At 64.5% G+C, this 24,194-nt stretch carries 22 protein-coding genes and 1 riboswitch; of the genes, 15 read left to right on the top strand and 7 right to left on the bottom strand.

Features of this window, described 5'->3' with window-relative positions; all coding sequences use genetic code 11:
* The first annotated feature begins 1 nt into the window (after position 1).
* The 3 genes from AABE10_RS06495 to AABE10_RS06485 all read left to right on the top strand — a co-directional run bounded on the left by AABE10_RS06495 (position 2) and on the right by AABE10_RS06485 (position 3,882).
* Entirely contained in the window at positions 2 to 1,300 is a 1,299-nt protein-coding gene (locus AABE10_RS06495; protein WP_152755479.1) for a c-type cytochrome, read from the top strand.
* Between the two features lie 191 nt (positions 1,301 to 1,491).
* On the top strand, positions 1,492 to 2,112 hold the full coding sequence (trhA, locus tag AABE10_RS06490) for a PAQR family membrane homeostasis protein TrhA (protein ID WP_342932478.1): 621 nt from the start codon (positions 1,492 to 1,494) through the stop codon (positions 2,110 to 2,112).
* 195 nt (positions 2,113 to 2,307) lie between these two features.
* Positions 2,308 to 3,882 carry a DEAD/DEAH box helicase gene (locus AABE10_RS06485; protein WP_342932477.1) on the top strand — a complete coding sequence of 525 codons (1,575 nt, stop codon included), beginning with the start codon at positions 2,308 to 2,310 and terminating at the stop codon, positions 3,880 to 3,882.
* A gap of 56 nt (positions 3,883 to 3,938) precedes the next feature.
* On the opposite strand, the gene AABE10_RS06480 is transcribed toward AABE10_RS06485, so the two are convergent.
* Complete coding sequence (locus AABE10_RS06480) at positions 3,939 to 4,463, bottom strand: hypothetical protein (protein WP_342932476.1); 525 nt, start codon at positions 4,461 to 4,463, stop codon at positions 3,939 to 3,941.
* Between the two features lie 172 nt (positions 4,464 to 4,635).
* Positions 4,636 to 5,463, bottom strand: coding sequence for a ferritin-like domain-containing protein (locus AABE10_RS06475; protein ID WP_087734049.1), 828 nt, complete (start codon positions 5,461 to 5,463; stop codon positions 4,636 to 4,638).
* Between the two features lie 543 nt (positions 5,464 to 6,006).
* Between AABE10_RS06475 and AABE10_RS06470 the strand changes: the two genes are divergently transcribed.
* Both AABE10_RS06470 and AABE10_RS06465 read left to right on the top strand, forming a co-directional pair.
* Positions 6,007 to 6,786 (top strand): DeoR/GlpR family DNA-binding transcription regulator, encoded by a 780-nt coding sequence (locus AABE10_RS06470; protein WP_342932475.1) that lies wholly within the window; start codon positions 6,007 to 6,009, stop codon positions 6,784 to 6,786.
* A gap of 359 nt (positions 6,787 to 7,145) precedes the next feature.
* Positions 7,146 to 7,343: a hypothetical protein gene (locus AABE10_RS06465; RefSeq protein WP_342932474.1), complete on the top strand. Its 198-nt coding sequence runs from the start codon at positions 7,146 to 7,148 to the stop codon at positions 7,341 to 7,343.
* Between the two features lie 236 nt (positions 7,344 to 7,579).
* On the opposite strand, the gene AABE10_RS06460 is transcribed toward AABE10_RS06465, so the two are convergent.
* Entirely contained in the window at positions 7,580 to 7,969 is a 390-nt protein-coding gene (locus tag AABE10_RS06460; protein ID WP_342932473.1) for a hypothetical protein, read from the bottom strand.
* Positions 7,970 to 8,173: 204 nt separating this feature from the next.
* Between AABE10_RS06460 and glpD the strand changes: the two genes are divergently transcribed.
* The 3 genes from glpD to AABE10_RS06445 all read left to right on the top strand — a co-directional run bounded on the left by glpD (position 8,174) and on the right by AABE10_RS06445 (position 12,209).
* A complete protein-coding gene (gene glpD / locus AABE10_RS06455; protein ID WP_342932472.1) occupies positions 8,174 to 9,718 on the top strand; it encodes a glycerol-3-phosphate dehydrogenase in 1,545 nt (514 codons plus the stop codon).
* Positions 9,719 to 9,856: 138 nt separating this feature from the next.
* Complete coding sequence (gene glpK, locus AABE10_RS06450; protein WP_342933077.1) at positions 9,857 to 11,356, top strand: glycerol kinase GlpK; 1,500 nt, start codon at positions 9,857 to 9,859, stop codon at positions 11,354 to 11,356.
* 166 nt (positions 11,357 to 11,522) lie between these two features.
* The gene (locus AABE10_RS06445; RefSeq protein WP_342932471.1) at positions 11,523 to 12,209 is read left to right on the top strand and encodes an HAD family hydrolase; all 687 of its coding nucleotides are present in this window, start codon (positions 11,523 to 11,525) and stop codon (positions 12,207 to 12,209) included.
* A 110-nt stretch (positions 12,210 to 12,319) separates the two neighbouring features.
* Here the strand turns inward: AABE10_RS06445 and ribB are convergent, their stop codons facing one another.
* The 4 genes from ribB to AABE10_RS06425 all read right to left on the bottom strand — a co-directional run bounded on the left by ribB (position 12,320) and on the right by AABE10_RS06425 (position 16,146).
* Positions 12,320 to 13,057 carry a 3,4-dihydroxy-2-butanone-4-phosphate synthase gene (gene ribB, locus AABE10_RS06440; RefSeq protein WP_342932470.1) on the bottom strand — a complete coding sequence of 246 codons (738 nt, stop codon included), beginning with the start codon at positions 13,055 to 13,057 and terminating at the stop codon, positions 12,320 to 12,322.
* Positions 13,058 to 13,227: 170 nt separating this feature from the next.
* Positions 13,228 to 13,396, bottom strand: a riboswitch (FMN riboswitch).
* Positions 13,397 to 13,471: 75 nt separating this feature from the next.
* Positions 13,472 to 14,230, bottom strand: a complete 759-nt coding sequence (locus AABE10_RS06435; protein ID WP_342932469.1) for an XRE family transcriptional regulator — start codon at positions 14,228 to 14,230, stop codon at positions 13,472 to 13,474.
* Between the two features lie 321 nt (positions 14,231 to 14,551).
* Positions 14,552 to 15,730, bottom strand: coding sequence for an MFS transporter (locus tag AABE10_RS06430; protein ID WP_342932468.1), 1,179 nt, complete (start codon positions 15,728 to 15,730; stop codon positions 14,552 to 14,554).
* A gap of 20 nt (positions 15,731 to 15,750) precedes the next feature.
* Positions 15,751 to 16,146, bottom strand: a complete 396-nt coding sequence (locus AABE10_RS06425; RefSeq protein WP_342932467.1) for a VOC family protein — start codon at positions 16,144 to 16,146, stop codon at positions 15,751 to 15,753.
* 115 nt (positions 16,147 to 16,261) lie between these two features.
* On the opposite strand from AABE10_RS06425, the gene AABE10_RS06420 reads away from it, so the two are divergent.
* From AABE10_RS06420 to lnt, 7 genes are all read left to right on the top strand, one after another.
* Positions 16,262 to 17,287: a LysR family transcriptional regulator gene (locus AABE10_RS06420; RefSeq protein WP_342932466.1), complete on the top strand. Its 1,026-nt coding sequence runs from the start codon at positions 16,262 to 16,264 to the stop codon at positions 17,285 to 17,287.
* Between the two features lie 181 nt (positions 17,288 to 17,468).
* On the top strand, positions 17,469 to 18,839 hold the full coding sequence (gene miaB, locus AABE10_RS06415) for a tRNA (N6-isopentenyl adenosine(37)-C2)-methylthiotransferase MiaB (protein ID WP_342932465.1): 1,371 nt from the start codon (positions 17,469 to 17,471) through the stop codon (positions 18,837 to 18,839).
* Between the two features lie 33 nt (positions 18,840 to 18,872).
* Positions 18,873 to 19,958 carry a PhoH family protein gene (locus AABE10_RS06410; RefSeq protein WP_342932464.1) on the top strand — a complete coding sequence of 362 codons (1,086 nt, stop codon included), beginning with the start codon at positions 18,873 to 18,875 and terminating at the stop codon, positions 19,956 to 19,958.
* Between the two features lie 30 nt (positions 19,959 to 19,988).
* Complete coding sequence (gene ybeY / locus AABE10_RS06405; protein WP_342932463.1) at positions 19,989 to 20,450, top strand: rRNA maturation RNase YbeY; 462 nt, start codon at positions 19,989 to 19,991, stop codon at positions 20,448 to 20,450.
* A gap of 100 nt (positions 20,451 to 20,550) precedes the next feature.
* On the top strand, positions 20,551 to 21,204 hold the full coding sequence (locus AABE10_RS06400; RefSeq protein ID WP_342932462.1) for a gamma-glutamylcyclotransferase: 654 nt from the start codon (positions 20,551 to 20,553) through the stop codon (positions 21,202 to 21,204).
* A gap of 281 nt (positions 21,205 to 21,485) precedes the next feature.
* On the top strand, positions 21,486 to 22,382 hold the full coding sequence (locus AABE10_RS06395; protein ID WP_090865491.1) for an HlyC/CorC family transporter: 897 nt from the start codon (positions 21,486 to 21,488) through the stop codon (positions 22,380 to 22,382).
* Between the two features lie 37 nt (positions 22,383 to 22,419).
* Positions 22,420 to 24,141 carry an apolipoprotein N-acyltransferase gene (lnt, locus tag AABE10_RS06390; RefSeq protein WP_342932461.1) on the top strand — a complete coding sequence of 574 codons (1,722 nt, stop codon included), beginning with the start codon at positions 22,420 to 22,422 and terminating at the stop codon, positions 24,139 to 24,141.
* Positions 24,142 to 24,194 lie beyond the last annotated feature (53 nt).

Genomic DNA, 24,194 nt, shown 5'->3' with positions numbered 1-24,194 from the left:
AATGAAACGCAAGTCTTTGTTCGCCCTTTCGGCTGTCGTCGTCGTTGCGGCTGCCGCACTCGTTCCCGTCCTGTGGTCGGGTGGCGACAACCTGCACAACGGCACCGCGATGGCGGCCACGCCGGCAGACCAGGCTGAACTGATCAAGAAGGGCGAGTACCTCGCTCGCGCCGGCGACTGTATCGCGTGCCACACGGTACGCGGCGGCAAGATATTCGCCGGCGGCCTGCCGATGGCCACGCCGTTCGGCACGCTGTTCACGCCGAACATCACGCCCGATGACCAGTACGGCATCGGCAAATGGTCGCAGGACGATTTCTATCGCGCGATGCACACGGGCCGCTCGAAGGACGGCAGCCTGCTCTATCCGGCGTTCCCCTTCACGAGCTACACGAAGGTCTCGCGCGCCGACTCTGACGCGATCTACGCCTATTTGCGTTCGGTCCCGCCCGCATCGGTGCCGAGCCGTCCGCACGAACTCAAGTTCCCGTTCAACAACCGCAATCTGCTGATCGGCTGGCGCACGCTGTTCTTCCGTGAAGGCGAGTACAAGCCGGACCCGACCAAGTCGGTCGAATGGAACCGCGGCGCGTATCTGATCGAAGGCCTCGGTCACTGTGGCATGTGCCATACGTCGATCAACGCAATGGGCGGCCCCGTCAACTCGGCTGCGTTTGCCGGCGGTCTGATCCCGCTGCAGAACTGGTACGCGCCGTCGCTGACATCGAACAAGGAAGCGGGCCTCGGCGACTGGGACATCAAGGACATTTCCGATCTGCTGAAAACAGGCGTGTCGCCGCGCGGCGCGGTGTTCGGTCCGATGGCCGAAGTGGTTCACAACAGCCTGCAGTACATGTCGGACGAAGACATCCACGCGATGTCGACGTACCTGAAGACGATCCCGCAGAAGAGCGAAGCGCCTGAGCATTTGCAGCTGGAGACGTCGGAGCAGTTCGGCGGCGAACTGTTGAAGCAAGGCCAGAAAGTTTACGCGGACAACTGCGCGAAGTGTCACGAAGCGAATGGTCTCGGCCAGCCGCCGAACTTCCCGCCGCTCGCGAACAACCAGTCGATCCAGATGCCGTCGGCGGTCAACCCGATTCGCATGGTGCTGAACGGCGGCTATCCGCCAAGCACGGATGGCAATCCGAAACCGTATGGCATGCCGCCGTTCGCGCAGTCGCTGTCGAATCAGGAAGTGGCAGCCGTTGTGACGTACATCCGCCAGTCGTGGGGCAACCACGGCACGGCTGTGTCGCCGCAACAGGTGGTCGATCTGCGTTCGGCGCCGCTCGACTAAGCGCCGGTCGATGTATCGGGGCGCGGCCTGCGGTTATCGCGGCCGCGCCCTTCGCTTTTTGTAGCATCGTGTAGCATCGCGGTTTCGAAGCCCGTTTGTCTTCGACGTAACGGAATCTGACATATCGGGCGTATAACGTATGTTCAGTGTCGTTTGTCGGATGGCGCAGGCATCATGCGGGAGGAAGTACCGTGCACGTCGGGGAGCGTCTGAACAGCATCACTCACCTCGTCGGCGCCGTGTTGTCGGTGGCGGGGCTCGCAACGCTCGTGACGATGGGCGCGCTCGACGGCGACGCGTACAAGGTCGTGAGCTTCAGCGTCTACGGCGCGATGTTATGCGCGCTGTACGGCATCTCGACGCTCTATCACAGCGTGACCGGTCCGCGTCTGAAGGCGATCCTGCAGAAGTGCGATCACTCAGCTATCTACCTGCTGATCGCTGGCAGCTATACGCCGTTCACGCTGGTCACGCTGCGTGGTCCGTGGGGCTGGTCGCTGTTCGGCGTGAGCTGGGGCCTGGCGGCGCTCGGGATCGTGCAGGAACTGACGCTCGGGCGACGCACCCGCAGCGTATCGATGGTGCTTTATGTGCTGATGGGATGGCTTGCGCTCGTCGCCATCCGCCCGCTGGTCACTGCGTTGCCGGCCGCGGGCACTGCCTGGCTCATGGCCGGCGGGATCATCTATAGCGCGGGCATCTACTTCTTCGTCAACGACGAGCGCATCCGGCACGGACACGGTATCTGGCACCTGTTCGTACTCGCCGGCAGTCTGTGTCAATTCGTCAGCGTCGCGCGTTATGTCGCGTAAGGCGCGCGGCGGCGGATGCAACTTAATGCCAGTCGACGTGTCTGCATAGCGCGTCGAGCATTCGGCACGCATCGCGCGTGCCGCCGATTTCTCCGTGAACGGTGAGTGTCGGGCGAGCGATCGCCTCGATCGCCCGGGAGCGCGCCTGATGGCTGCGTCCGCACCGTTCTCACAATTGCATTGCAAAGAGCTTTTATGTCTTTTGATTCTCTCGGCTTGTCCGAACCGCTGGTCCGCGCCGTCAACGAACTCGGCTACACGTCCCCGACTCCCATTCAGCTTCAAGCCATCCCCGCGGTGCTCAACGGCGGCGACCTGATGGCGGGTGCGCAGACGGGCACCGGCAAGACGGCCGGCTTCACGCTGCCCATCCTGCAACGTCTTCTGACGATGCCGCCCGCGCCGGGCGGCAAGCGCGTCGTGCGCGCGCTCATTCTCACGCCGACGCGCGAACTCGCCGCACAGGTCGAAGAAAGCGTGCGTGCTTACGGCAAGTATCTGAAGCTGAAGTCGACCGTGATGTTCGGCGGCGTCGGCATCAATCCGCAAATCGACGCGTTGAAGCGCGGCGTCGATATCGTCGTCGCGACGCCGGGCCGCCTGCTCGATCACATGCAGCAGAAAACCATCGACCTGTCGCATCTCGAGATTCTCGTGCTCGACGAGGCGGACCGCATGCTCGACATGGGCTTCATCCACGACATCAAGCGCGTGCTCGCGAAGCTGCCGCCGAAGCGACAGAACCTGCTGTTCTCCGCGACGTTCTCCGATGAGATCAAGGCGCTCGCCGACAGCCTGCTCGATTCGCCCGCGCTGATCGAAGTCGCGCGCCGCAACACGACGGCCGAAACGGTCGCGCAAAAGATTCACCCCGTCGATCGCGACCGCAAGCGCGAACTGCTGACTCACCTGATCAAGCAGCACAACTGGTTCCAGGTGCTCGTGTTCACGCGCACGAAGCATGGCGCGAACCGACTCGCCGAACAGCTGACGAAGGACGGCATCAGCGCGCTCGCGATTCACGGCAACAAGAGCCAGTCGGCCCGCACGCGCGCGCTGTCCGAGTTCAAGGACGGCACGCTGCAGGTGCTCGTCGCAACGGACATCGCGGCGCGCGGCATCGACATCGATCAACTACCGCACGTCGTCAACTTCGATCTGCCGAACGTGCCCGAAGACTACGTGCATCGCATCGGCCGCACGGGCCGCGCGGGCGCGACGGGCGAAGCGGTGTCGCTGGTGTGCGTCGATGAACTGCAACTGCTGAAGGACATCGAAAAGCTGATCAAGCGCGCTGTGCCGCAAGAAGTAATCGCGGGCTTCGAGCCCGATCCGAATGCGCGTCCCGAGCCGATCCAGCGCCGCGGACAAGGCGGTGGCGGCCGCGCACCGCGTCAGGGTCAAAGCCAGGGGCAAGGGCAAGGCCAGGGTCAACGGCAAGGCCAGCGTCAGCCGAAGCGCGAAGGCTCGGCGGGCGCGAACAACGGCGCGTCGCGCGAGGGTCAGCGCGGTTCGCATTCGGGCTCCGGTTCGGCCGATAAGCCGAAGCACCAGCCGCATGCGAAGCCGCAAAACGCAAAGCCGACGCATGCGCGTCACGACGGCACGCGTCATCAGGACAAGCCGCGCGCGGCAGCGCATGACGGCACAGCGCATGCTCCGCACGCGGCGCGCAAACCGCGCAATGCGAACCCTGGTGCGCTGCTCGGCGGCGGCAAGCCGCGCAGCGATGCGCCAAATACGCGGCGCGACGGTCAGCGCGGCAACTAACGCAAATCGAAGCGATTCTGTCGATGCCTCGCGGGCATCGAACGCGCTTCCGACTGCTATCTCCCATCCGCCGCGCCGCCGGCGGCTTTCTTCAGGTACTCGATCTGCTGCGTCCAGCGTTCGAGTACCGCGTCTCTCCCCTCTTGCAGTTCGAACGCGATGCCGGACGTGAGCCGCGCATAACGCACCCGCTGCGCTTCACCCGATTCGATCGATCCCGCGAAGCACGCAAGCCCGGCACTTTTCGCGTGCATCGGCGCAAGCTGGAGTTGAATCTGATAGAACGCATCGTCGAATACGAACGTCAATGCGGCACGCCCGTTGAGCCCGATCGCTCGCGCCGCGCGCGACTGCGGCCATAGCGCGATACATAGCGTGCGCGAGTCTGGCGCGTACAGTTCGCCGATGCCGAGCAGCGACGTGCGCACGTGTCCGCCGCTCGTATCGACGGTCAGCAGCGACGCGGTGAATCCCACTTTCGATTCGAGCGCAGCGCCATCGAAGAGCGCGCGCAACTCGACGGGCCACTCGTCGAACACCTGTTGATCGAGTGCGCGGTTTTGATCCGCGGATGCAGTCATGAACCTTTTCCTCCGTCGATGGTTCGGGCCCGTCGCGATGTCGCCGCACACGCCTCATGGCAGTTGACGTGCCCAATGCGAATGGCCCGCGCGTAGCGGGCCATCCGTTCGTCGTATGTCGTTCGGCAGCAGTCGAAACCGGCCGGCAAGGTGGCGGCCATAGCCGCGACATTCAGCGGAAGAACACGTGCTGCGTGATCTTCGCCAGCGGATAGTGAACACCAGGCTGGATCTTCGCCGGCAGATCGAGCGGCTTGAGCAGCATCTTCACACACATATCGGCCGACAGGTTGTGCCGCACGAGCCGGTTCACGCGCGCGGCCCTGTCGCGGTTATACGCGGGATCGTTGACGCGCTCGGGATAGCGGATCGCGAACACATGACGCAGCGCGATCTCCGAGTCTTCGTTCTTGATCTCCATCACGCGGCGCATCAGCGCACCCAGCACCGCGAGACGGCCATTGCCCTCGATCTTGTTGTACTTCTTGAAGTACTTGAAAAAGTGCTTGTAGTGACGGACTTCGTCGGTGCGGATGTTGTCGGTGATTTCCTTGAGCACGGGTTCATCCGAACATTCGCCGATAGCACGATACAGCGTGGCCGTACCCGTCTCGACGACGCAGCGCGCGACCATCTCCAGCGCGCGCGTCTTCTCGAAGTCCTCGACGTTGCAGGTCTTCGAATACTCTTCGAAGAAGTTGCGGAAGGCCGTGTCCCAATCGAACTCCGGCCACACGTGCGCGATATAGGCCTTCAGTGCGCGGCCGTGCTGCATCTCTTCCGGCTCCCACTCGTTGTTGAGCCACGCGGACACTTCGGGATCGCCGTTGAAGAACTTGCTCAGATTGCTGGTGTAGAGGTCCGTACCGCTCTCGATGAACGAAGCCGCGCAAAGCAGCAACAGCAGGTCTTCGTTAGCGACCGCGCGTTGACGGTCGATGCGATTGAGATCGATGTCTTCGATGCGCCAGGGCATCACGTGGGCAGCCTCGTTGTGCATAAACGTACGCTCCGAAAACCGTAGCGCCCCGCGCGCGGGCTGATCCGTATGAATCCGGCTCGACCGCCGCCCGTGACCACTACAGTGCCTTGCAACATTTGACTTCTTTCTTTCATCTTAGCCGTTGCTCTGCAATTTCGCAGATAACACAGCACAGACCGTGCCGAAGGGGCGCAGTTCCACAACCGCATGAGTCGAAACGCGCAAATACCGACGACGATCAACGCGACGCACAAAACGAACAAGCGGCGTGTGAACACAACGCCTCGCAAACTCAGCGCGATGGCTTCGCACACACAATCGCATTGCAGTAATCGACTGTAAGAAGGGCCGCGAGTGCTATCGCAAACGCCTTCTTTTGCGACCACAATGCGAGCTTTCGAATCGTTGTCGTCCTGAGCAATTCGAGCATGCCGCGTGCAAGCAGCATGACCGATACGACATGCGAGGGAGCCGGACGCCAAGGCCCGCGCCGACGAAGGTCTTACAATACGGCCAAGCCAACCTTCGCCCGCTCATCGCGTGGCGCTCAACACAATCACCATGACACGAGACCCACGCCTCACGCTCAATGCACGTCAACAGGAAATGCTCGAGTGGGTGCAGCGCGACGGCTTCGTGACGGTCGACGACCTGGCCTCGCATTTCGACGTGACGCCGCAGACGATTCGCCGCGACGTCAACTGGCTCGCCGACATGAATCTGCTGCGCCGCTATCACGGCGGCGCCAGTCTGCCGACCAGCTCGGAGAACGTGTCGTACAGCGCGCGGCAGCGGATGTTCCATGACGAGAAGCGGCGCATCGCGGCCCTCGTGGCAACGCACATTCCCGATCAGGCCTCGCTCTTCATCAACCTCGGCACGACGACGGAAGAAGTCGCGCGCGCACTGAACCGGCATCGCGGACTGCGCGTGATCACGAACAACCTGAACGTCGCGAGCATGATGAGCGGCTACCCGGATTGCGAGGTGCTGGTGACGGGCGGCATCGTGCGCCCGTGGGACAAGGGCATCGTCGGCGAGCTCGCGATTGACTTCATCCGGCAGTTCAAGGTCGACTTCGCGATTATCGGCACGTCGAGTATCGAGACGGACGGCACGCTGCGAGACTTCGACACGCGCGAAGTGCGCGTCGCGGAGGCAATCATCGAGCACTCGCGCACCACCTTTCTCGCCGCCGACCATTCGAAATTCGGCCGTCCGGCCCTCGTCCGCCAGGGACATCTGAACCAGATCGATTCGCTCTTCACCGACGCGCCGCCGCCCCCGGACATGGCCGACACGCTGGCCAGCGCGGGCACGCAGGTCTACGTCGCAGAATGACCTTCGTGGAGGCATGCGCGCGGAGCGATCGCAAGCCGATTTCCGCCATGCTGCACCGCACGCAATACCTCCAGTGAAATCAAGGAGTTGCCGTCGAACCCGGACCGCCTCTCAGTGGTCGTGCTGTCAACGGGAAAATTTTCGGGGGCCGATTTGGACTTCCCGCGGCGATTGACTACACTCCAGTTCCCCAACGTCCTTAAACGTCCTCGGACGGCAGCGAATGCACGGATGTGGGGCGATAAAGCACAACTTCAGGCCTGATCCAGGGGAATCGCCGCCCGCTGGATCCTCCGCCGCCGACAGGGCCGTCGGCTGGCGCAAAGGCACCCCGAGTACGCTTGACACGGAGAGAAACGATGCTGAGTCCGCATGAATTCGCCACGTTGTTGCTCGTCAAGGACGCCCCCAATCAGGTCGACATGGAACGCGAGGAGCTCGATGCCCTGCTCGAACGGCAGCTCGTTCAGCTCGAAAAACTCGCGTCTGGCTTGCAGCAATGGCGTATCACGGAGTCCGGCGACAGTGCTCTGCGCGCTATCAAGCGCTTTTCCTGACGGCAAACGATCGGGCTCACCGACGACTTGCCTGTCAAACCTCCGCGTCCGCTGGCGTATTCGCAATGAACGCGCAAACATGCGGACGCCTGGACGGTCACGCGGCCTTGCCCGCCTGGCCGTCTTTACGTTTTTGCGGCTTCAGTTTTTTGTGCGTCGCTTCGGTTTTTGCGCGTCGTTACGCTTCACGTTGCGCAGATCCGTTCTGCTGCACGCTCAACGGGCTGACTGCACGCTCAGCCGCTGCGCAGCGTCGGATCGACGGCCGCGCGCCAGCTCAGTGCCTTCACGCGCTGAGCGTTGAAAAACTCCACCCATTGATTGCGCGCGTGCGGATCGCTGCTCGCGCCCTGTGATTCATAGCGCTGCGCGATCGACGCCTGGAACGCGCAGAAATCCGCTTTCGAGAGCCCGCCACGCCTGTTCGCCACATAGGCATCGAACAGCGTCACATAGACGGACTGCGCGTCGTTTCCGTAATCGACCCGCTGAGTGCCGCACATCGCCTGAATATCCGCGAACGAAGGCGCGCCCATCGTCCCGCTCAGGCTCGGCGTGCTGACGCATGCCGTGAGCGCCACTGCCATCGACAGCGCCGCCGCGCCCGTCGTCCAGAGTCCACGCATGAAATTCACCTCGTCAAACCGCTAGTTGGCTGGTCATCGAAAGTATCGTCCGGGCGCGGCATTCGCGCCACCAGCATGCGAAAACGCCCACGAACCTACGTCAAATCGAACTTTACTTTTTCGTATACGTTCATTAGAGTTTCGAAAACGAACATTTTGATTTCGAAACATGCCAGCTTTTCCTCTCCGTCAAGGGCGCTCCGGGTGACGCACGATTCCATTTATGATCTGCTCGTCGTCGGCGGCGGGATCAACGGCGCGGGCATCGCGCGCGACGCGGCGGGGCGCGGCCTGTCCGTGCTCCTGTGCGAACAGGACGATCTGGCCTCGCATACGTCATCGGCGAGCACCAAGCTGATTCACGGTGGCTTGCGCTATCTCGAGTACCGCGAATTCGGCCTCGTGCGCAAGGCGCTCCAGGAACGCGAGACGCTGCTGCGCGCGGCGCCGCACATCATGTGGCCGCTGCGCTTCGTGATGCCGCATATGCCCGATCTGCGTCCCGCATGGCTGATCCGCGCCGGGCTCTTTCTCTACGATCACCTCGCGCGCCGCGAATTGCTGCCTGGCTCGCGCGGCATCGACATGCGCCGGCATCCGGCCGGCAAGCCGCTCGTCGATTCGATCCGACGCGGCTTCGTCTATTCGGACGGCTGGGTCGACGATGCCCGCCTCGTCGTGCTGAACGCGCTCGACGCGAGCGAACACGGCGCGACGATCCTGACGCGCACGAAGCTGGTCGGCGCCGAAAGGACGAGTGGCGCGAACGGCGAATGGCATGCGCGACTTGCGCGCGCAGACGGCTCGACGATCAACGTGCGCGCGCGCTCGATCGCGAATGCGGGAGGGCCGTGGGTCGGCGAACTGCTGCGCGGTCCGCTTGCACGCGGACGCGATGCGAACTACAGCGTGCGGCTCGTGAAGGGCAGTCACATCGTCACGCGACGCCTGTTCGACCACGATCACGCGTACATCTTCCAGAACCAGGACAAGCGCATCATTTTCGCGATCCCGTACGAGCGCGACTTCACGCTGATCGGCACGACCGATCTCGAGTACGACGGCGATCCATCGAAAGTCGCGATCACCGAAGAAGAAACGCAGTATCTGTGCGACTCGATCAACCGCTACTTCAAGCAGCCCGTCGCGCCGCGCGACGTATGCTGGACGTACTCGGGCGTGCGCCCGCTGCTCGAGGACGAAAACGCGGACAACCCGTCGGCGGTGACGCGCGACTACCGGCTGGAACTCGACGCGCCCTCCGCAGGAGCGCCGCTGCTGTCGGTGTTCGGCGGCAAGATCACGACGTTTCGCAAGCTCGCGGAAGAAGCCGTCGACGAACTCACGCGCGCCCTGGGCAACCTCAAACCGTCGTGGACCGCGCGCGCGCCGCTGCCCGGCGGCGATATCGCGAACGCCGACTTCGAGCGCTTCGCGTCGCAGTTCCAGCAGCAGCACGCATGGCTTCCCGCCGATCTCGCGCGCCGCTATGCGCGCGCATACGGCACGCGTGCCGCACGCGTGACAGGCAACGCGCGTTCGCTCGCCGATCTTGGTCATCGGTTCGCACCGGGGCTCTATGAAGCGGAGTTGCGCTATCTGCGCGACGCGGAATGGGCGACGACGGCACACGACGTGCTGTGGCGCCGCTCGAAGCTCGGGCTGCATGTCGAGCCGGGCACGCTCGATAGCGTCACGCGGGAAATCGACGCATGGTTCGCCCGCGAACCGTCGAAGCAGCACGCCTGAACGAAGCCTGTCCGTAGCCGACCGAAAGCGCTTGCGCGCGCCGCCACGTCACATGCAACAATCCGCGCAAGCACGTCGCTTTCACGCGACGGGGGCGCGAAGCCGCGCCTGTCCAACAAGATACGCATGGAGAAGACAATGCAGGATCAATACATCCTGGCGCTAGACCAGGGCACCACCAGTTCGCGCGCGATGCTGTTCGACCGCAACGGCAATGTCGTCTCGGTGGCGCAGAAGGAGTTTCGGCAGATCTATCCGCGTCCAGGCTGGGTCGAGCACGATCCGCAGGAAATCTGGTCGACACAGGCAGGCGTCGCTGCCGAAGCCGTCACGCGCGCCGGGCTGAACGGCACGTCGATCGCCGCGATCGGCATCACGAACCAGCGAGAGACGACCATCGTCTGGGATCGCGAAACGGGTCATCCCGTCTACAACGCGATCGTCTGGCAGGACCGGCGCACCGCCGACTTCTGCGACCAGCTGAAGGCGCAAGGCCTCGAAGACATAGTGCGCGCGAAAACGGGCCTGCCCATCGATTCGTACTTCTCCGCGACGAAGATCCGCTGGATTCTCGACAACGTCGAAGGCGCGCGCGAGAAGGCAAAGCAAGGCAAGCTCGCGTTCGGCACGGTCGACAGCTGGCTCATGTGGAACTTCACGAAACACGGGCTGCACATCACCGACGTGACGAACGCATCGCGCACGATGCTCTTCAACATCCATACGCTGCAATGGGACAACGAACTGCTCGACGCGTTCGACATTCCGCGCAGCATGCTGCCTGACGTGCGTCCGTCGTCCGAGGTGTACGGGCCGACGAAAACGACCGTGTTCGCGTCGACGATTCCGCTAGCGGGCATCGCCGGCGATCAGCACGCGGCCCTCTTCGGCCAGATGTGCACGCGCTCCGGGATGGTGAAGAACACCTACGGCACCGGCTGCTTTCTCGTGATGAACACGGGCACGAAGCCGATCGAATCGAAGAACAATCTCGTGACGACGATCGCCTGGCAGATCGGCGATCAGATCAACTATGCGCTCGAAGGCAGCATCTTCATCGCGGGTGCTGTCGTGCAATGGCTGCGCGACGGGCTCGGCATTATCCGCAGCGCGTCGGAGGTCGAAGCGCTCGCGCGCGGCGTGCCGCATTGCGACGGCGTGTATCTCGTGCCCGCGTTCGCGGGTCTCGGCGCGCCGCACTGGAACGCGCGCGCTCGCGGCACGCTGTTCGGCGTCACGCGCGGCACGACGTCCGCGCATATCGCGCGCGCGGCGCTCGATTCGATCGCGTATCAATCCGTCGACGTGCTGAAGGCGATGGAAGCGGATTCCGGCATTCACATCGACGAACTGCGCGTCGATGGCGGCGCGTGCGCGAACAATCTGCTGATGCAGTTCCAGGCCGATATTCTCGGCGTCGATACCGTGCGTCCGCAGGTCAGCGAAACGACGGCGCTCGGCGCCGCGTATCTAGCCGGTCTCGCAACGGGCTACTGGAAGGACATCGCCGAACTGCAAAGCCAGTGGAAGCTCGAACACCGCTTCTCGCCGTCGCTGCCAGCCGACGAAGCGAAAGCCTGCCTCGCCGGCTGGCAGCGCGCGATCCGCGCCGCCAAGGCGTGGGCCGACGCGCCGTGATTCGGCGCGGCCTCTTCCCGCGCGCGTGCTTGCATTAACCCACGCGCCCGTTTGACGCGGCGGCGCTGCGAAGCACGTATCATGTTGCTTTCAGCCCGCCGCTCGGCCTGTCGTTTTCATCGATACGCCGACGCTTTCGGGCTGCGCTTTCCTTCAGTTTTTCCGCATGATCGATCATCTCATTTGCGACTGCGACGGCGTGCTCGTCGACAGCGAAGTCATCGCCGACCGCGTGATGCACGACACGCTCGCCACCGCGTTTCCGGCACTCGATTTCCACGAAATCTGCAAGACGGCTTTCGGCCAGCAGACCTCGCGTTTTCTGAAAAGCGTCGAAGCGGCCTTCGATATCGTGCTGCCCGCCGACTTTCTTCAAACCATCGAGGCGAACGTCGAGGTGGCGTTTGCTTCGTCGCTTTCCGCGATCAGCGGCGTGCGCGATGCCTTGCAGCGCGTGACGCTTCCCGTCGCCGTCGTGTCGAACAGCCACATGGCGCGCGTCAGCGCATCGGTGAGCCGCGCCGGACTCGCCGAGATCTTCGGGCCGCGCGTGTTCAGCGCCGAGCAGGTCCCGCGCCCAAAGCCTTACCCCGACGTGTACCTGTTCGCCGCGCAGCAGCTCGGCGTCGATCCGTCGCGCTGCATCGTCGTCGAAGATAGCGTCGCAGGCCTGAACGCGGCGCGCGCGGCGGGCATGAAGACGATTGCGTTCGTCGGCGCGAGCCACATTCCAGACGGTTACGCCGATGTGCTGCGCAATATGGGCATCACGCGGATCATGCAGCATATGGACGAACTGCCCGCGCTGATCGATGCAGGCGTGCGCGGAGAGTTTGGCGACGTGCAGTCGTAGCGTCTTCTGATGCGACGCCGTCGCGCGGTCGACTACCGCGCTCGCTTTGCGCAAGAAGGCCCGCGTATCGTCACGCGGGCCTTTTCATTTCGACTGAACGCTTCGCTAGATCACGCTTCGTCGATGCACAGCTCACGTGCCGCCGCCAGCGCCTGACGGAACTCGACCAGCTCCGCGATCGTCAGCATCGGCATATCGTGCCTGGCCGCGAACCGTTCGACGTCTGCGCCGCGCATCATCGTGCCGTCGGCGTTCATCAGTTCACACAGCACGCCTGCCGGCTTCAGCCCGGCGAGCGTCACCAGATCGACTGTTCCTTCCGTGTGGCCGCGGCGCGCCAGCACGCCGCCCGGCATCGCGCGCAGCGGATACACGTGGCCCGGACGCACGATATCAGAAGGCTTCGCGTGATCCGCAATCGCGGCGCGGATCGTCGTGATGCGGTCGGCCGCCGACACGCCCGTCGACACGCCCTCGCGCGCCTCGATCGACACCGTGAACGCCGTCGTGTTGCGGCTTTCGTTGTGGGCCGTCATCGGCGGCAGATCGAGCGCGCGCACCTTGTCGTCGGTGAGGCACAGGCAGACGATGCCGCTGCATTCGCGGATGAAGAGCGCCATCATCTCGACGCTCATCCGCTCGGCGGAAACGATCAGATCGGCTTCGTTCTCGCGATCATGGTCGTCCTGAAGCACGACGGCGCGGCCTTCGCGCAGCGCGGCGAGCGCAACGGCGATGCGCGGCGGAACGGGTTCGGCGGCAAGCAGGGGAAGATCGGCCGTCGCGTCGTCAGCGACGATTGGCGAAGCGGGCCAGACAGATGCAGCAGACCGGGATACAACGGACATGTGAAACGCTCCTCGCGAGAGTGTGGGCGAAAAACGTTTCAGGGCATTGCAAACAGACAAACGCGCCCTGCGGGCCGCGAGCGCGCGTCCATCCAGCGACGGACGACACACCCGCGCCGCTCGCGACAACGAGAGCAGCACGGCACGCAGGAACAGTCAGATGACTATCTGCACATCTTCTTCCATCCGGACTCTAACCGTCGGCTCTGGCCTCTCACCAGATCTGCTGACCCTGCGACGAAACGACGATGCAGGCGCTCGCGGGCTCGCAGACTCACGCGCGTTGCGCGCCGCCTGCATACCGCCGGTGGGGAATTTCGCCCCGCCCTGAAGACGTACTGATTGCCGGAACGATCCGGCTCGCAGAGCATACAACAACCGCGCGCGGCGTGCAGCCCGCGCGTACCGCATGGTTCACGCGTCGGAATGAGCGCGCACGGGGGCTTCTACCGTGACGACGTCCTTCGCAGATTCTTTTGCGACCGCCCAGCGCGGCGGCGTCTCCGCGTTCACCGTCACGCGAAACGCGCGCGCTTCCGTGTCGCCGGGATTACGCAGGCTGTGCGGCTGATCGGCATCGAAGACAATCGAATCGCCCGTCGCGAGCAACTGGCGGCGCTCGTGCACGCTGACCTCGATTGCCCCCACGCTGACAACGAGATTCACCGTCGTCCCCGGCGCGCGGCGCGTGCCCGCCTCGGTGTGCAGCGGCGCGATGCGCAACTCGTGGAACTCGGCCGTCGACGGCTCGGCGTCGGGATACAGCGCGCGCGTCCAGAAGCGGCCATTCGATGTGACCACGCGCGCGGTGCTGTCCGCGGGCAAGTGCTCGAAGCCGTTCACGGCATGCTGCCGCAGGAACGCCGCCACCGACACCTTCAACGCCGCCGCGACCTTGCACAGCACCTTGATCGACGGCACGCTGCGCGCCGACTCGATTTGCGCAAGCATCGCGCGCGAAACGCCCGACGCGCGGGCCAATGCATCGAGCGACAACTGACGCTCGGCGCGCAGCCGCGCGAGATTCACGCCGACGCGATGTTCGAGCGCATCGAACTCCGGCGCGCGCGCTTCGTCGTGTGCGTGCGGCACATCGTCCTGACCGTGGTGATCGTTAGAACCGTTGGAACCGTCGGATGCGCGATCGCGCACGAGCGCAAGCGGTGATTGCATGGTTGCCTCCTGAACCCCGCGGCAAAGCGGAGCAAGCATGAATGGAGGCAAGCCTAGCACCCGGCTTTCACGCGCCCAACGAAGTTATCTTCACACTGTTATCACGATCGCAGAGGACGCTTATGCGCTGGCGTGCGATGCGAACAGCAAGTGTCGCTGGCGGCGGCCGGCGCGTCTTTATGGCTGGCAGCGCGTCCGCGCGTCCTGCATGTCGCGAGAAGACGCTGATCGAATGCGCCCAAACTCGGCGCGGTCGACAGAACCGTCCAATGCAAAAGCGCGGCCATGATCATGGCCACGCATCGGCTCGCAACATGCTGCTCAAGCCCGCTCGCGCACCTCACGCGCAACGACGGCGGCAGGCGCATCCATCCGCGCGGCAATCCACGTCACCGCGAGCGCCACGAGCGCGACGATCGCCGCCACATACGGCAGCGCATCGAGCCCATAGCCATGACCGATCGCGAGGCCGCCGAGCCACGCGCCGCCCGCATTCCCGACATTGAACGCGCCGATGTTGAGCGTCGACGCGAGATTCGGCGCAGCCTTCGCCTTCTCGACGACACGCATCTGCAGCGGCGGCACTGTCGCGAACGCCGCGATGCCCCACACGAACACGGTGACGGCCGCCGCGATCTGCGAGTGACTCGTATGCGCGAACACGGCCATCACGATGGCGAGCGCGATCAGAATGCCCATCAGCGACGGCATTAGCGAGCGGTCCGCGAGCTTGCCGCCGACCGTGTTGCCGACCGTCAGACCCACGCCGAACAGCACCAGAATCAGCGTGACGCCGTGCGGCGTGAAGCCGCTCACCTGCTCGAGGATCGGCGCGATATACGTGAACACGACGAACACGCCGCCGAAGCCGAGCACCGTCATCGTCAGCGCGAGCCACACTTGCGGCTCTTTCAGCACGCGCACTTCGTGACCCAGCCCCGCCGGCCCCGTGTCGTGCCCGTTCGGCACGAGCGCAGTGACGCCGAGAAACGACAGCACGCCGAACGCGGCGACGATCCAGAACGCGACGCGCCAGCCGAACTGCTGGCCGATGAACGTGCCGAACGGCACGCCGAGCACGTTCGCGAGCGTGAGTCCCGTGAACATCAGCGCGATCGCGCTCGCACGCTTTTCCTGCGGCACGAGCGACGCGGCCACCACCGCGCCGATGCCGAAGAACGAACCGTGCGCGAACGACGTCACGACGCGCGCGACCATCAGCATCGGATAGTCGGATGCGATCGCGCACAGCACGTTGCCGACGATGAACACGCCCATCAGCAGTTGCAGTGCGAGCTTGCGCGGCATCTTGCTGGTGACGACGGCGAGCAGCGGCGCGCCGACGGCCACGCCGAGCGCATAGCCGCTGACGAGCAGCCCGGCGGACGGAAGCGACACGGACAGATCCTTCGCCACTTCGGGCAGCAAGCCCATGATGACGAACTCCGTCGTGCCGATGGCGAATGCGCTGATCGCGAGCGCAAGCAAAGGGATAGGCATGTGAGACTCCAGACGACGATTCAGAAGGACGCGCGCCGGACATTGCGCGCCGCCGTCACGAATTCGATGACGACGCCGGGCGCCAGCGCGACGAACAGTTGCACTTCACCCGAGAGCGGCACATCCGCGGTCTGATACGCGACGCCCGCCGCTTCCAGCCGCGCGACCAGCGCTTGCCACTCGTCGTCGCCGTCGAGACGGAACGCGATGTGGTCGATGCGCGGACTCGTGCGGCCCGAGTGGTGCGGCAGCGTCGAATCGACGAGATGGATCACGGGACGGCCGTCGTCGTACAGCCAGTAGCCGCCCACGCCGAACGGCGGCCGCGCCTTTTCCGTCAGCCCGACGACATCGACGAAGAACCGGCGTGTGGGGTCGAGATCGGGAGTGACGATGGTCGCGTGGTCGAGATGCATGATGCGGACTCCGGGTAAACGCGGATTTCGCGTTTTTCAGCGTGGAATTGTCCGCGCGCATCGAGCTTTTGATAATTGGCGTACCATTTGAAGGATTTTCAAACCGTTCTGAATAATGACCGACAATCTGGGCGACATTCGCCTCTTCGTCGAAGCGGCGCAACTGGGCAGCCTGTCGGCGGCGGGGCGCAAGCTCGGGCTGACGCCGGCCGCCGCCAGCGCGCGCTTAGCGAAGCTTGAAGGCGGATTGAAGGCGCGGCTTTTCGAGCGCACGACGCGGCAACTGCGTCTCACCGACGAAGGCCGCCTCTATCTGAGCTGCTGCCAGCAGGCGCTGCGCGCGCTCGACGACGCCGAAGCCGCGTTGCAGGAAGGCCAGAACGCGGTGCGCGGCAAGGTGCGCGTTTCGGCGACCTCCGATTTCGGCCGCAATCTGCTGATGCACTGGCTCGACGAATTCAACGCGCTTTACCCGGACGTCACGTTCGCGCTGACGCTATCCGATTCGCTGTCGAATCTGGTGCAGGAAGACATCGATCTCGCGATCCGCTTCGGCGTGCCGCAAGACAGCTCGCTCGTCGCGCGCCCGCTCGCGCCGAATCCCCGCGTGCTGTGCGCGTCGCCGGAATACATCGCGCGGCGCGGCGAGCCGAAAGATCCGCTCGATCTGGCGCGCTTCGACTGCATCGTGCTCGGCACGGCGTCGGGGCCCGTCAACGAATGGCGTTTCACGCGCGGCGCCGAGACCGTCACCTACACGGTTCCGCTCGAATCGGCGCGCGAAACCAACGACGGCGCCGTCGCCCGCGAATGGGCGCTGCGCGGCTACGGCATCGTGATCAAGTCGATGTGGGACGTCGAAGCGGACCTGAAAAGCGACGGCCTGCGTGTGCTGCTGCCCGACTGGCGCTATCCCGATGCGCCGCTGCACGCGCTGTATCACCGCAACCGTTTCATGGCGCCGCGCGTGCGCGTGCTGCTCGATTTTCTCGCCGATCGTTTCGCGACGGTGACGGGCGAGCTGGAGGCGCAGTTCGGCCTGCCGCACCCGCCGGACAGCGTGCAGACGCCCATCAGCGGCGCGCGGAAAACCTCTGCACGGACGCGAAAGCCATCGGCAGACGCGGCGCCGGACGCATGACCGTCACGGCGGCAAGCCGCCAAAGCCCCACGTCGCAAAGGGCTATAATGTTGGACTACGCTGTAAAAATGCGCTTCGGGCTGGCCAGGCCCCCATTCTCGCGCCTCCGGCGCCGCGCGTTTTTGTCTCTTCACTTTTAACTGACGCCCCCAGATTAACCACTGCGACCGGCGAACACTCGATGACCAAGAAAGTTTATGTAAAGACCTTTGGCTGCCAGATGAACGAGTACGACTCCGACAAGATGGTCGACGTACTCGGCGCGGCTGAAGGCCTCGTCAAGACCGACAACCCCGAAGACGCCGACGTCATTCTGTTCAATACATGCTCTGTGCGCGAAAAGGCGCAGGAGAAAGTGTTCTCCGATCTGGGCCGCGTGCGCGAGCTGAAAGAAGCGAACCCGAATCTGCTGATCGGCGTCGGCGGTTGTGTCGCGAGCCAGGAAGGTGCGTCGATCGTTTCCCGCGCGCCGTACGTCGACCTTGTATTCGGTCCGCAAACCTTGCACCGTCTGCCGCAGATGATCGACCAGCGTCGCGCGAGCGGCCGTCCGCAGGTCGACATCACGTTCCCGGAAATCGAGAAGTTCGATCACCTGCCGCCCGCGCGCGTCGAAGGGCCGAGCGCGTTCGTGTCGATCATGGAAGGCTGCAGCAAGTACTGCAGCTATTGCGTCGTGCCGTACACGCGCGGTGAGGAAGTGTCGCGTCCGCTCGACGACGTGCTGACGGAAATCGCCGGCCTCGCCGATCAGGGCGTGCGCGAAGTGACGCTGCTCGGCCAGAACGTGAACGCCTATCGAGGCGCGATGACGCTCGGCGCCAGCGAAATCGCCGACTTCGCGACGCTGATCGAATACGTCGCGGAGATTCCGGGCATCGAACGGATTCGCTATACGACGTCGCACCCGAAAGAATTCACGCAGCGCCTGATCGACACCTACGCAAAAGTGCCGAAGCTCGTGAGCCATCTGCATCTGCCCGTGCAGCACGGCTCCGACCGCATCCTGATGGCGATGAAGCGCGGCTACACGGTGCTCGAATACAAGTCGGTGATCCGCCGGCTGCGCGCGATCCGCCCGGACCTGTCACTGTCGACGGACATGATCGTCGGCTTCCCCGGCGAAACAGAAGAAGACTTCGACAAGATGATGCAGCTCGTGCACGACATGAGCTACGACACGAGCTTCTCGTTCATCTACAGCCCGCGTCCCGGCACGCCCGCCGCGAACCTGCACGACGACACGCCGCGCGAAGTGAAGCTGCGCCGCTTGCAGCATCTGCAGGCGACCATCGAAGAAAACGTGCAGCGCATCAGCGCGGCGATGGTCGGCAAGGTCGAGCGCATTCTGGTCGAGCGCCCGGCGCGCAAGGATCCGAACGAGCTCGCGGGCCGCACCGAAAACAACCGCGTCGTGAATTTCCCCGCGCCGCCCGAATCGCATGCGCGCCTGATCGGCCAGATGATCGACGTGAAGATCGTGCACGCGTACCCGCACTCGCTGCGCGGCGAACTCGTGATGGTTCACGACAACGCGCCCGCCACTCACTAAGCCGTAGCGCACCGACAGGATCGAAAATCAGCCTTGAAGACCACTCAGCAACATCTGGAATTCACCGCGCCGCGCGACGATAACGCGCGGCTCGCCAACCTCTGCGGCCCGCTCGACGAGAACCTGAGGCAGATCGAACAGGCACTCGACGTCACGCTGCAACGCCGCGGACACCGCATCAGCATTCGCGGGCGCGGCGCAAAAGTCGCGCTCAATGCGCTCGAAAACTTCTACAACAGCGCGCGCGATCCGCTCTCCGTCGACGACATCCAGCTTGCGCTCGTCGAAGCGCGTCATCCCGGCAACAACGGGCGCCCGAACGGCGGGAACGGCGAGACGGAAGAACTCGATCCGCGTTTTCGCGGCGACCCCGATCATCCGTTCGACGAACCGGCGCATGAAGGCGACGACGAAGTCGAAGAACTCGGCCCGAAGCTGTACACGCGGCGCGCCGATCTGCGCGGCCGCACGCCCGCGCAGCGCGAGTATCTGAAGCAGATCGTCTCGCACGACGTGACGTTCGGCGTTGGCCCGGCGGGCACGGGCAAGACGTATCTCGCCGTCGCGTGTGCCGTCGATTCGCTCGAGCGCGATCAGGTCAAGCGCATCGTGCTGACGCGCCCGGCCGTCGAAGCGGGCGAGCGGCTCGGCTTCCTGCCCGGCGATCTAGCGCAGAAAGTCGATCCGTATCTGCGTCCGCTTTATGACGCGCTTTACGATCTGCTCGGCTTCGACAAGACCGCGAAGATGTTCGAGCGGCAGATGATCGAAATCGCGCCGCTCGCGTACATGCGCGGCCGCACGCTCAATCACGCGTTCATCATTCTCGACGAGGCGCAGAACACGACGCCCGAGCAGATGAAGATGTTCCTCACGCGTATCGGCTTCGGCTCGAAGGCGGTCGTCACGGGCGATACGACGCAGGTCGACTTGCCGCGCGGGCAGAAGAGCGGGCTGATCGAAGCGCAGCAGGTGCTTGCGAACGTGCGCGGCATCGCGCTCACGCGCTTCACGAGCGCCGACGTCGTGCGGCATCCCCTCGTCGCGCGGATCGTCGAGGCGTACGACGCGCACTCGAAGAAAGAAGCGAGCCCGTCCGATGCCGAAACGGCCCGGTGACACGGACATGACAGGCACCCAGAACCTCGCATGAGCCGCGCCCCGAAACTGTCGCTGAACCTGCAATTTCCCGCTGGAAAAGCGTGGCCCGAGCACAAGGCGCTGTTGCCGAAGGCGACCGTCGCCGCGTGGATCAAGGCCGCGCTTTTCGCCGATGCCGAACTGACCGTGCGCTTCGTCGATGCAGACGAAGGCCGCACGCTGAACCGCACGTATCGCGGCAAGGACTACGCGACCAACGTGCTGACCTTCGCGTACGCGGAATCGGAAGACGATCCCGTGACGGGCGATCTGATCCTGTGCTGCCCAGTCGTCGAGAAAGAAGCAGGCGAACAGGGCAAGCCGCTTGAAGCGCACTACGCGCATCTGCTCGTCCACGGCACGCTGCACGCCCAAGGCTACGACCACGAGCAAGAGGACGAAGCCGAAGAAATGGAAGCGATCGAAACCGAAGTGCTCGGCAAGCTCGGCTTCCCCGATCCGTACGAATGACGCGCGACGCAACAGCAGGCGACGGAGCCTTCATCGCCGCCCCATCCCGCAGATCGCAGGCTCCGAACTCCCGTCAAGCCGCCCATCGATCGAATCCAACGTGAGCCAGCCCCTTTCCTCACCGACGCCGCCTCAGCCCTGCCCCGGCTATCCGCCGTCGCTCGGCGAATCGCGCCTGCTGACGGACGACGAGTTGCGCGCGTCGCTCGATTGCTCGCTGCGAGACTGGGATGGCAAGCGCGACCTGTGGCTCTTCGGCTACGGCTCGCTGATCTGGAACCCCGGCTTGCCGACCGTCGAAGCGATGCGCTCGCGCGTGCACGGCTATCACCGCGGGCTGTATCTGTGGTCGCGCGTCAATCGCGGCACGCCGGAGCAGCCGGGGCTCGTGCTCGCGCTCGATCGCGGCGGCTCGTGCAGCGGCATCGCGTTCCGGCTCACGGCCGAAGGCGCGATGCCGCATCTCGAAGCCCTGTGGCGCCGCGAAATGGCAATGGGCTCGTATCGTCCCGCGTGGCTGCCATGCGTGCTCGCCGACGGACGGCGCATCGAAGCGCTCGCGTTCGTGATGCGCCGCGACGTGCCGTCGTACACGGGCAAGCTTTCCGACGAAGTGGTGAGAACGGTGCTCGGCTGCGCATCAGGCCGCTACGGCACGACGCTCGACTACGTGAGCCGCACCGTCGAAGCGCTGCGCAAAAGCGGCATGCCCGATCGCGCGCTGGAGGCGCTGCTTGCGCGTTGCCGCAAGTGAGCGCTGCGCCGCCGCGCGCCGCAAATGCGTCGAAAATTCAGGCACACCGGCTCGCCGAACAGGAGCGGCGGCAATTTTGACCATGCGCCCCCCGGCGCTCCGATATCAGTTAGGATAAAAGCGAGCGTCACCCGCCGGACGTCTTTGCCATCGAACGGCAACAACCGCGCGCCGGGAACTGCGCTTTGCACCGCCTCGTGCGCCGGGACACGGTCCTGCCATGAGCGTGGTGTATCCTTAACGCTCTGCAACAGCGCGCCCAGCTTTTCGGGCGCACCACCATGAACGACACGTATCCCAGTCGACGCCATACCAGCGACAAACCCCAGGAAAAACGCTCGCTCCTTGAGCGATTGACCGATTTCATCTCGCCCGAGCCCGATTCTCGCGGCGAACTCCTCGAAATCCTGCAGGACGCGCACGAGCGCAATCTGATCGACGCCGATTCGCTGTCGATGATCGAAGGCGTGTTCCAGGTTTCCGAGCTTTGCGCACGCGACATCATGATTCCGCGCGCGCAAATGGACGCGATCAACATCGCGGACTCCCCCGACGAATTCATCCCGTACATGCTGGAAAAAGCGCACTCGCGCTATCCCGTGTACGAAGGCAACCGCGACAACGTGATCGGCGTGCTGCTCGCGAAAGACCTGCTGCGCTACTACGCCGAAGAAGAAGCCGACGTGCGCGGCATGCTGCGCCCCGCCGTGTTCATCCCCGAGTCGAAGCGCCTGAACGTGCTGCTGCACGACTTCCGCGTGAACCGCAACCACATCGCGATCGTCGTCGACGAATACGGCGGCGTCGCGGGCGTCATCACGATCGAGGACGTGCTGGAGCAGATCGTCGGCGACATCGAGGACGAATACGATTTCGACGAGGAAAGCGGCAACATCATCGCGTCGCCGGACGGCCGCTTCCGCGTGCGCGCGCTGACCGAGATCGAGCAGTTCAACGAAGAGTTCGGCACGCACTTCTCCGACGAGGAAGTCGACACGATCGGCGGGCTCGTCACGCATCATTTCGGACGCGTGCCGCATCGCGGCGAGAAGGTGAAGATCGACGACCTGATCTTCGAAGTGCTGCGCGCCGATGCACGGCAGATCCACATGCTGCTCGTGCGTCGCGATCCGCTCGCAGGACAGCGAGAACGCGACGCGCAGCACGTGCAAACCTGATTTCCCTTTTGGTTTTCATCAAGCCGACCACGCAACAATGGCCGACCCGATCACTTCCCGTCTGCGCCGCGGCGTGACACCCGACGCAGCCGTTAGAGGCGCACGGGTGCTGCCGTGGTGGCACTACCTCACGGCCGCCGCCGTCGGCGCGCTCAACACGCTTTCGTTCGCGCCGACGCCGCACGGCGGCTGGCTCGAACTGGCGATCTTCGCTTTCTTCTTCGCGTGGCTCACGCGCACGACGGGCTGGAGGAGCGCCGCCCTCACCGGCTTCGCGTTCGGCTTCGGCAACTACGTGACGGGTGTGTGGTGGCTGTACGTGAGCATGCACTTCTACGGCGGAATGGCCGCGCCGCTCGCCGGCACGGCACTCGTGCTGTTCTCGCTGTATCTGGCCGTCTATCCGGCGTTCGCCGCGGGCATCTGGTCGTTCTGCGCAGGACACGCGCGCAACGGCAAGCTCGCCGATCTCCAGCCGTTTTCGCCGACCTGGCACGGCGCGTTCGCCTTCGCGAGCGCGTGGGCCGTCGGCGAATGGCTGCGCGGCACGGTGTTCACCGGCTTTCCATGGCTCGCGAGCGGCTATGCGCAGGTCGACGGCCCGTTCGCGGGATTCGCGCCGATCGCGGGCGTGTATGGCGTCGGCTGGGTGATGGCGCTCGCCGCGGCGCTGATCGCGCAGGCCGTGCTGCGCTCGCGCGCGGCGTCGAACGGCGATGCGAACGCTTCGCCACGCACCGCCCGAGTCATCACGCCCGCCGCGATTGCCGTCGCGCTGATCGCAGCGGGTCTGCTGCTGCCGCTCGTCTCGTGGACGACGCCCGCCAATGCGCCGCTGACCGTGCGCCTGCTGCAAGGCAACGTGAAGCAGGACATGAAGTTCGAAGAGTCGGGCGTGAAGGCCGCCATCGACGAATACCAACGGATGATCACCGCAAAGCCCGCCGATCTTGTCGTCACGCCGGAAACCGCAATCCCCGTGCTCGCGCAGGCCATTCCCGAGTCGTTCGCGGTGGCCGTGCGCCGTTTCGCCGATTCGACGAATACGTCGATCCTGTTCGGCGCGATCGGCGGCACGATCACGGCGGAGGGCCACGTCGTCGATTACACGAACAGCCTGTTCGGCATCACGCCCGGCGAGGCGGGCGTGTACCGCTACGACAAGCATCATCTCGTGCCGTTCGGCGAGTTCGTGCCGTGGGGCTTTCGCTGGTTCGTGAACCTGATGAGCATTCCCCTCGGCGATTTCGCGCGCGGCGCGCCCGTGCAGAAGCCGTTCGTCGTGCACAACCAGCCGATCGCCGTCGACATCTGCTACGAGGACATCTTCGGCGAGGAAATCGCGCGCACGGTGCGCGAAAGCGACACGCCCGCGGGCGTGCTCGTCAACTCGACGAATCTCGCGTGGTTCGGCAACACCATCGCGCTCGACCAACACCTGCAGATCGCGCGCATGCGCTCGCTCGAAACGGGACGCCCGATGCTGCGCGCGACGAACACGGGCGCGACGGCCGCCATCGACGCGCACGGCAACGTGATCGCGCGCATGCCGACGTTCACGGAAGGCTCGATCGAAACCATCGTCCAGGGCACCACGGGCAAGACGCCGTACGTGACCAGCGGCAACAACACGGTGCTCGCGGCGTCGCTGCTGTTCCTCGCGTTCGGTTTCGCGTTCGGTCCGGGCCGCGACCGGTCGAACGGCAAGAACGGTAAAAACAGCGCGAGCGACGACCCAAAGCGCAATCGCGACGCCTGACACGCTCGCAACAGCGGGCGGCGCAACGACAACAAGCACAACGGCGCGCCCCC

The organism is Paraburkholderia diazotrophica (genome assembly GCF_038900755.1).
GTDB lineage: Bacteria > Pseudomonadota > Gammaproteobacteria > Burkholderiales > Burkholderiaceae > Paraburkholderia > Paraburkholderia diazotrophica_A.
The sequence above is the reverse complement of the archived record's forward strand: the minus strand, read 5'-3'. Positions and strand labels throughout refer to the sequence as shown.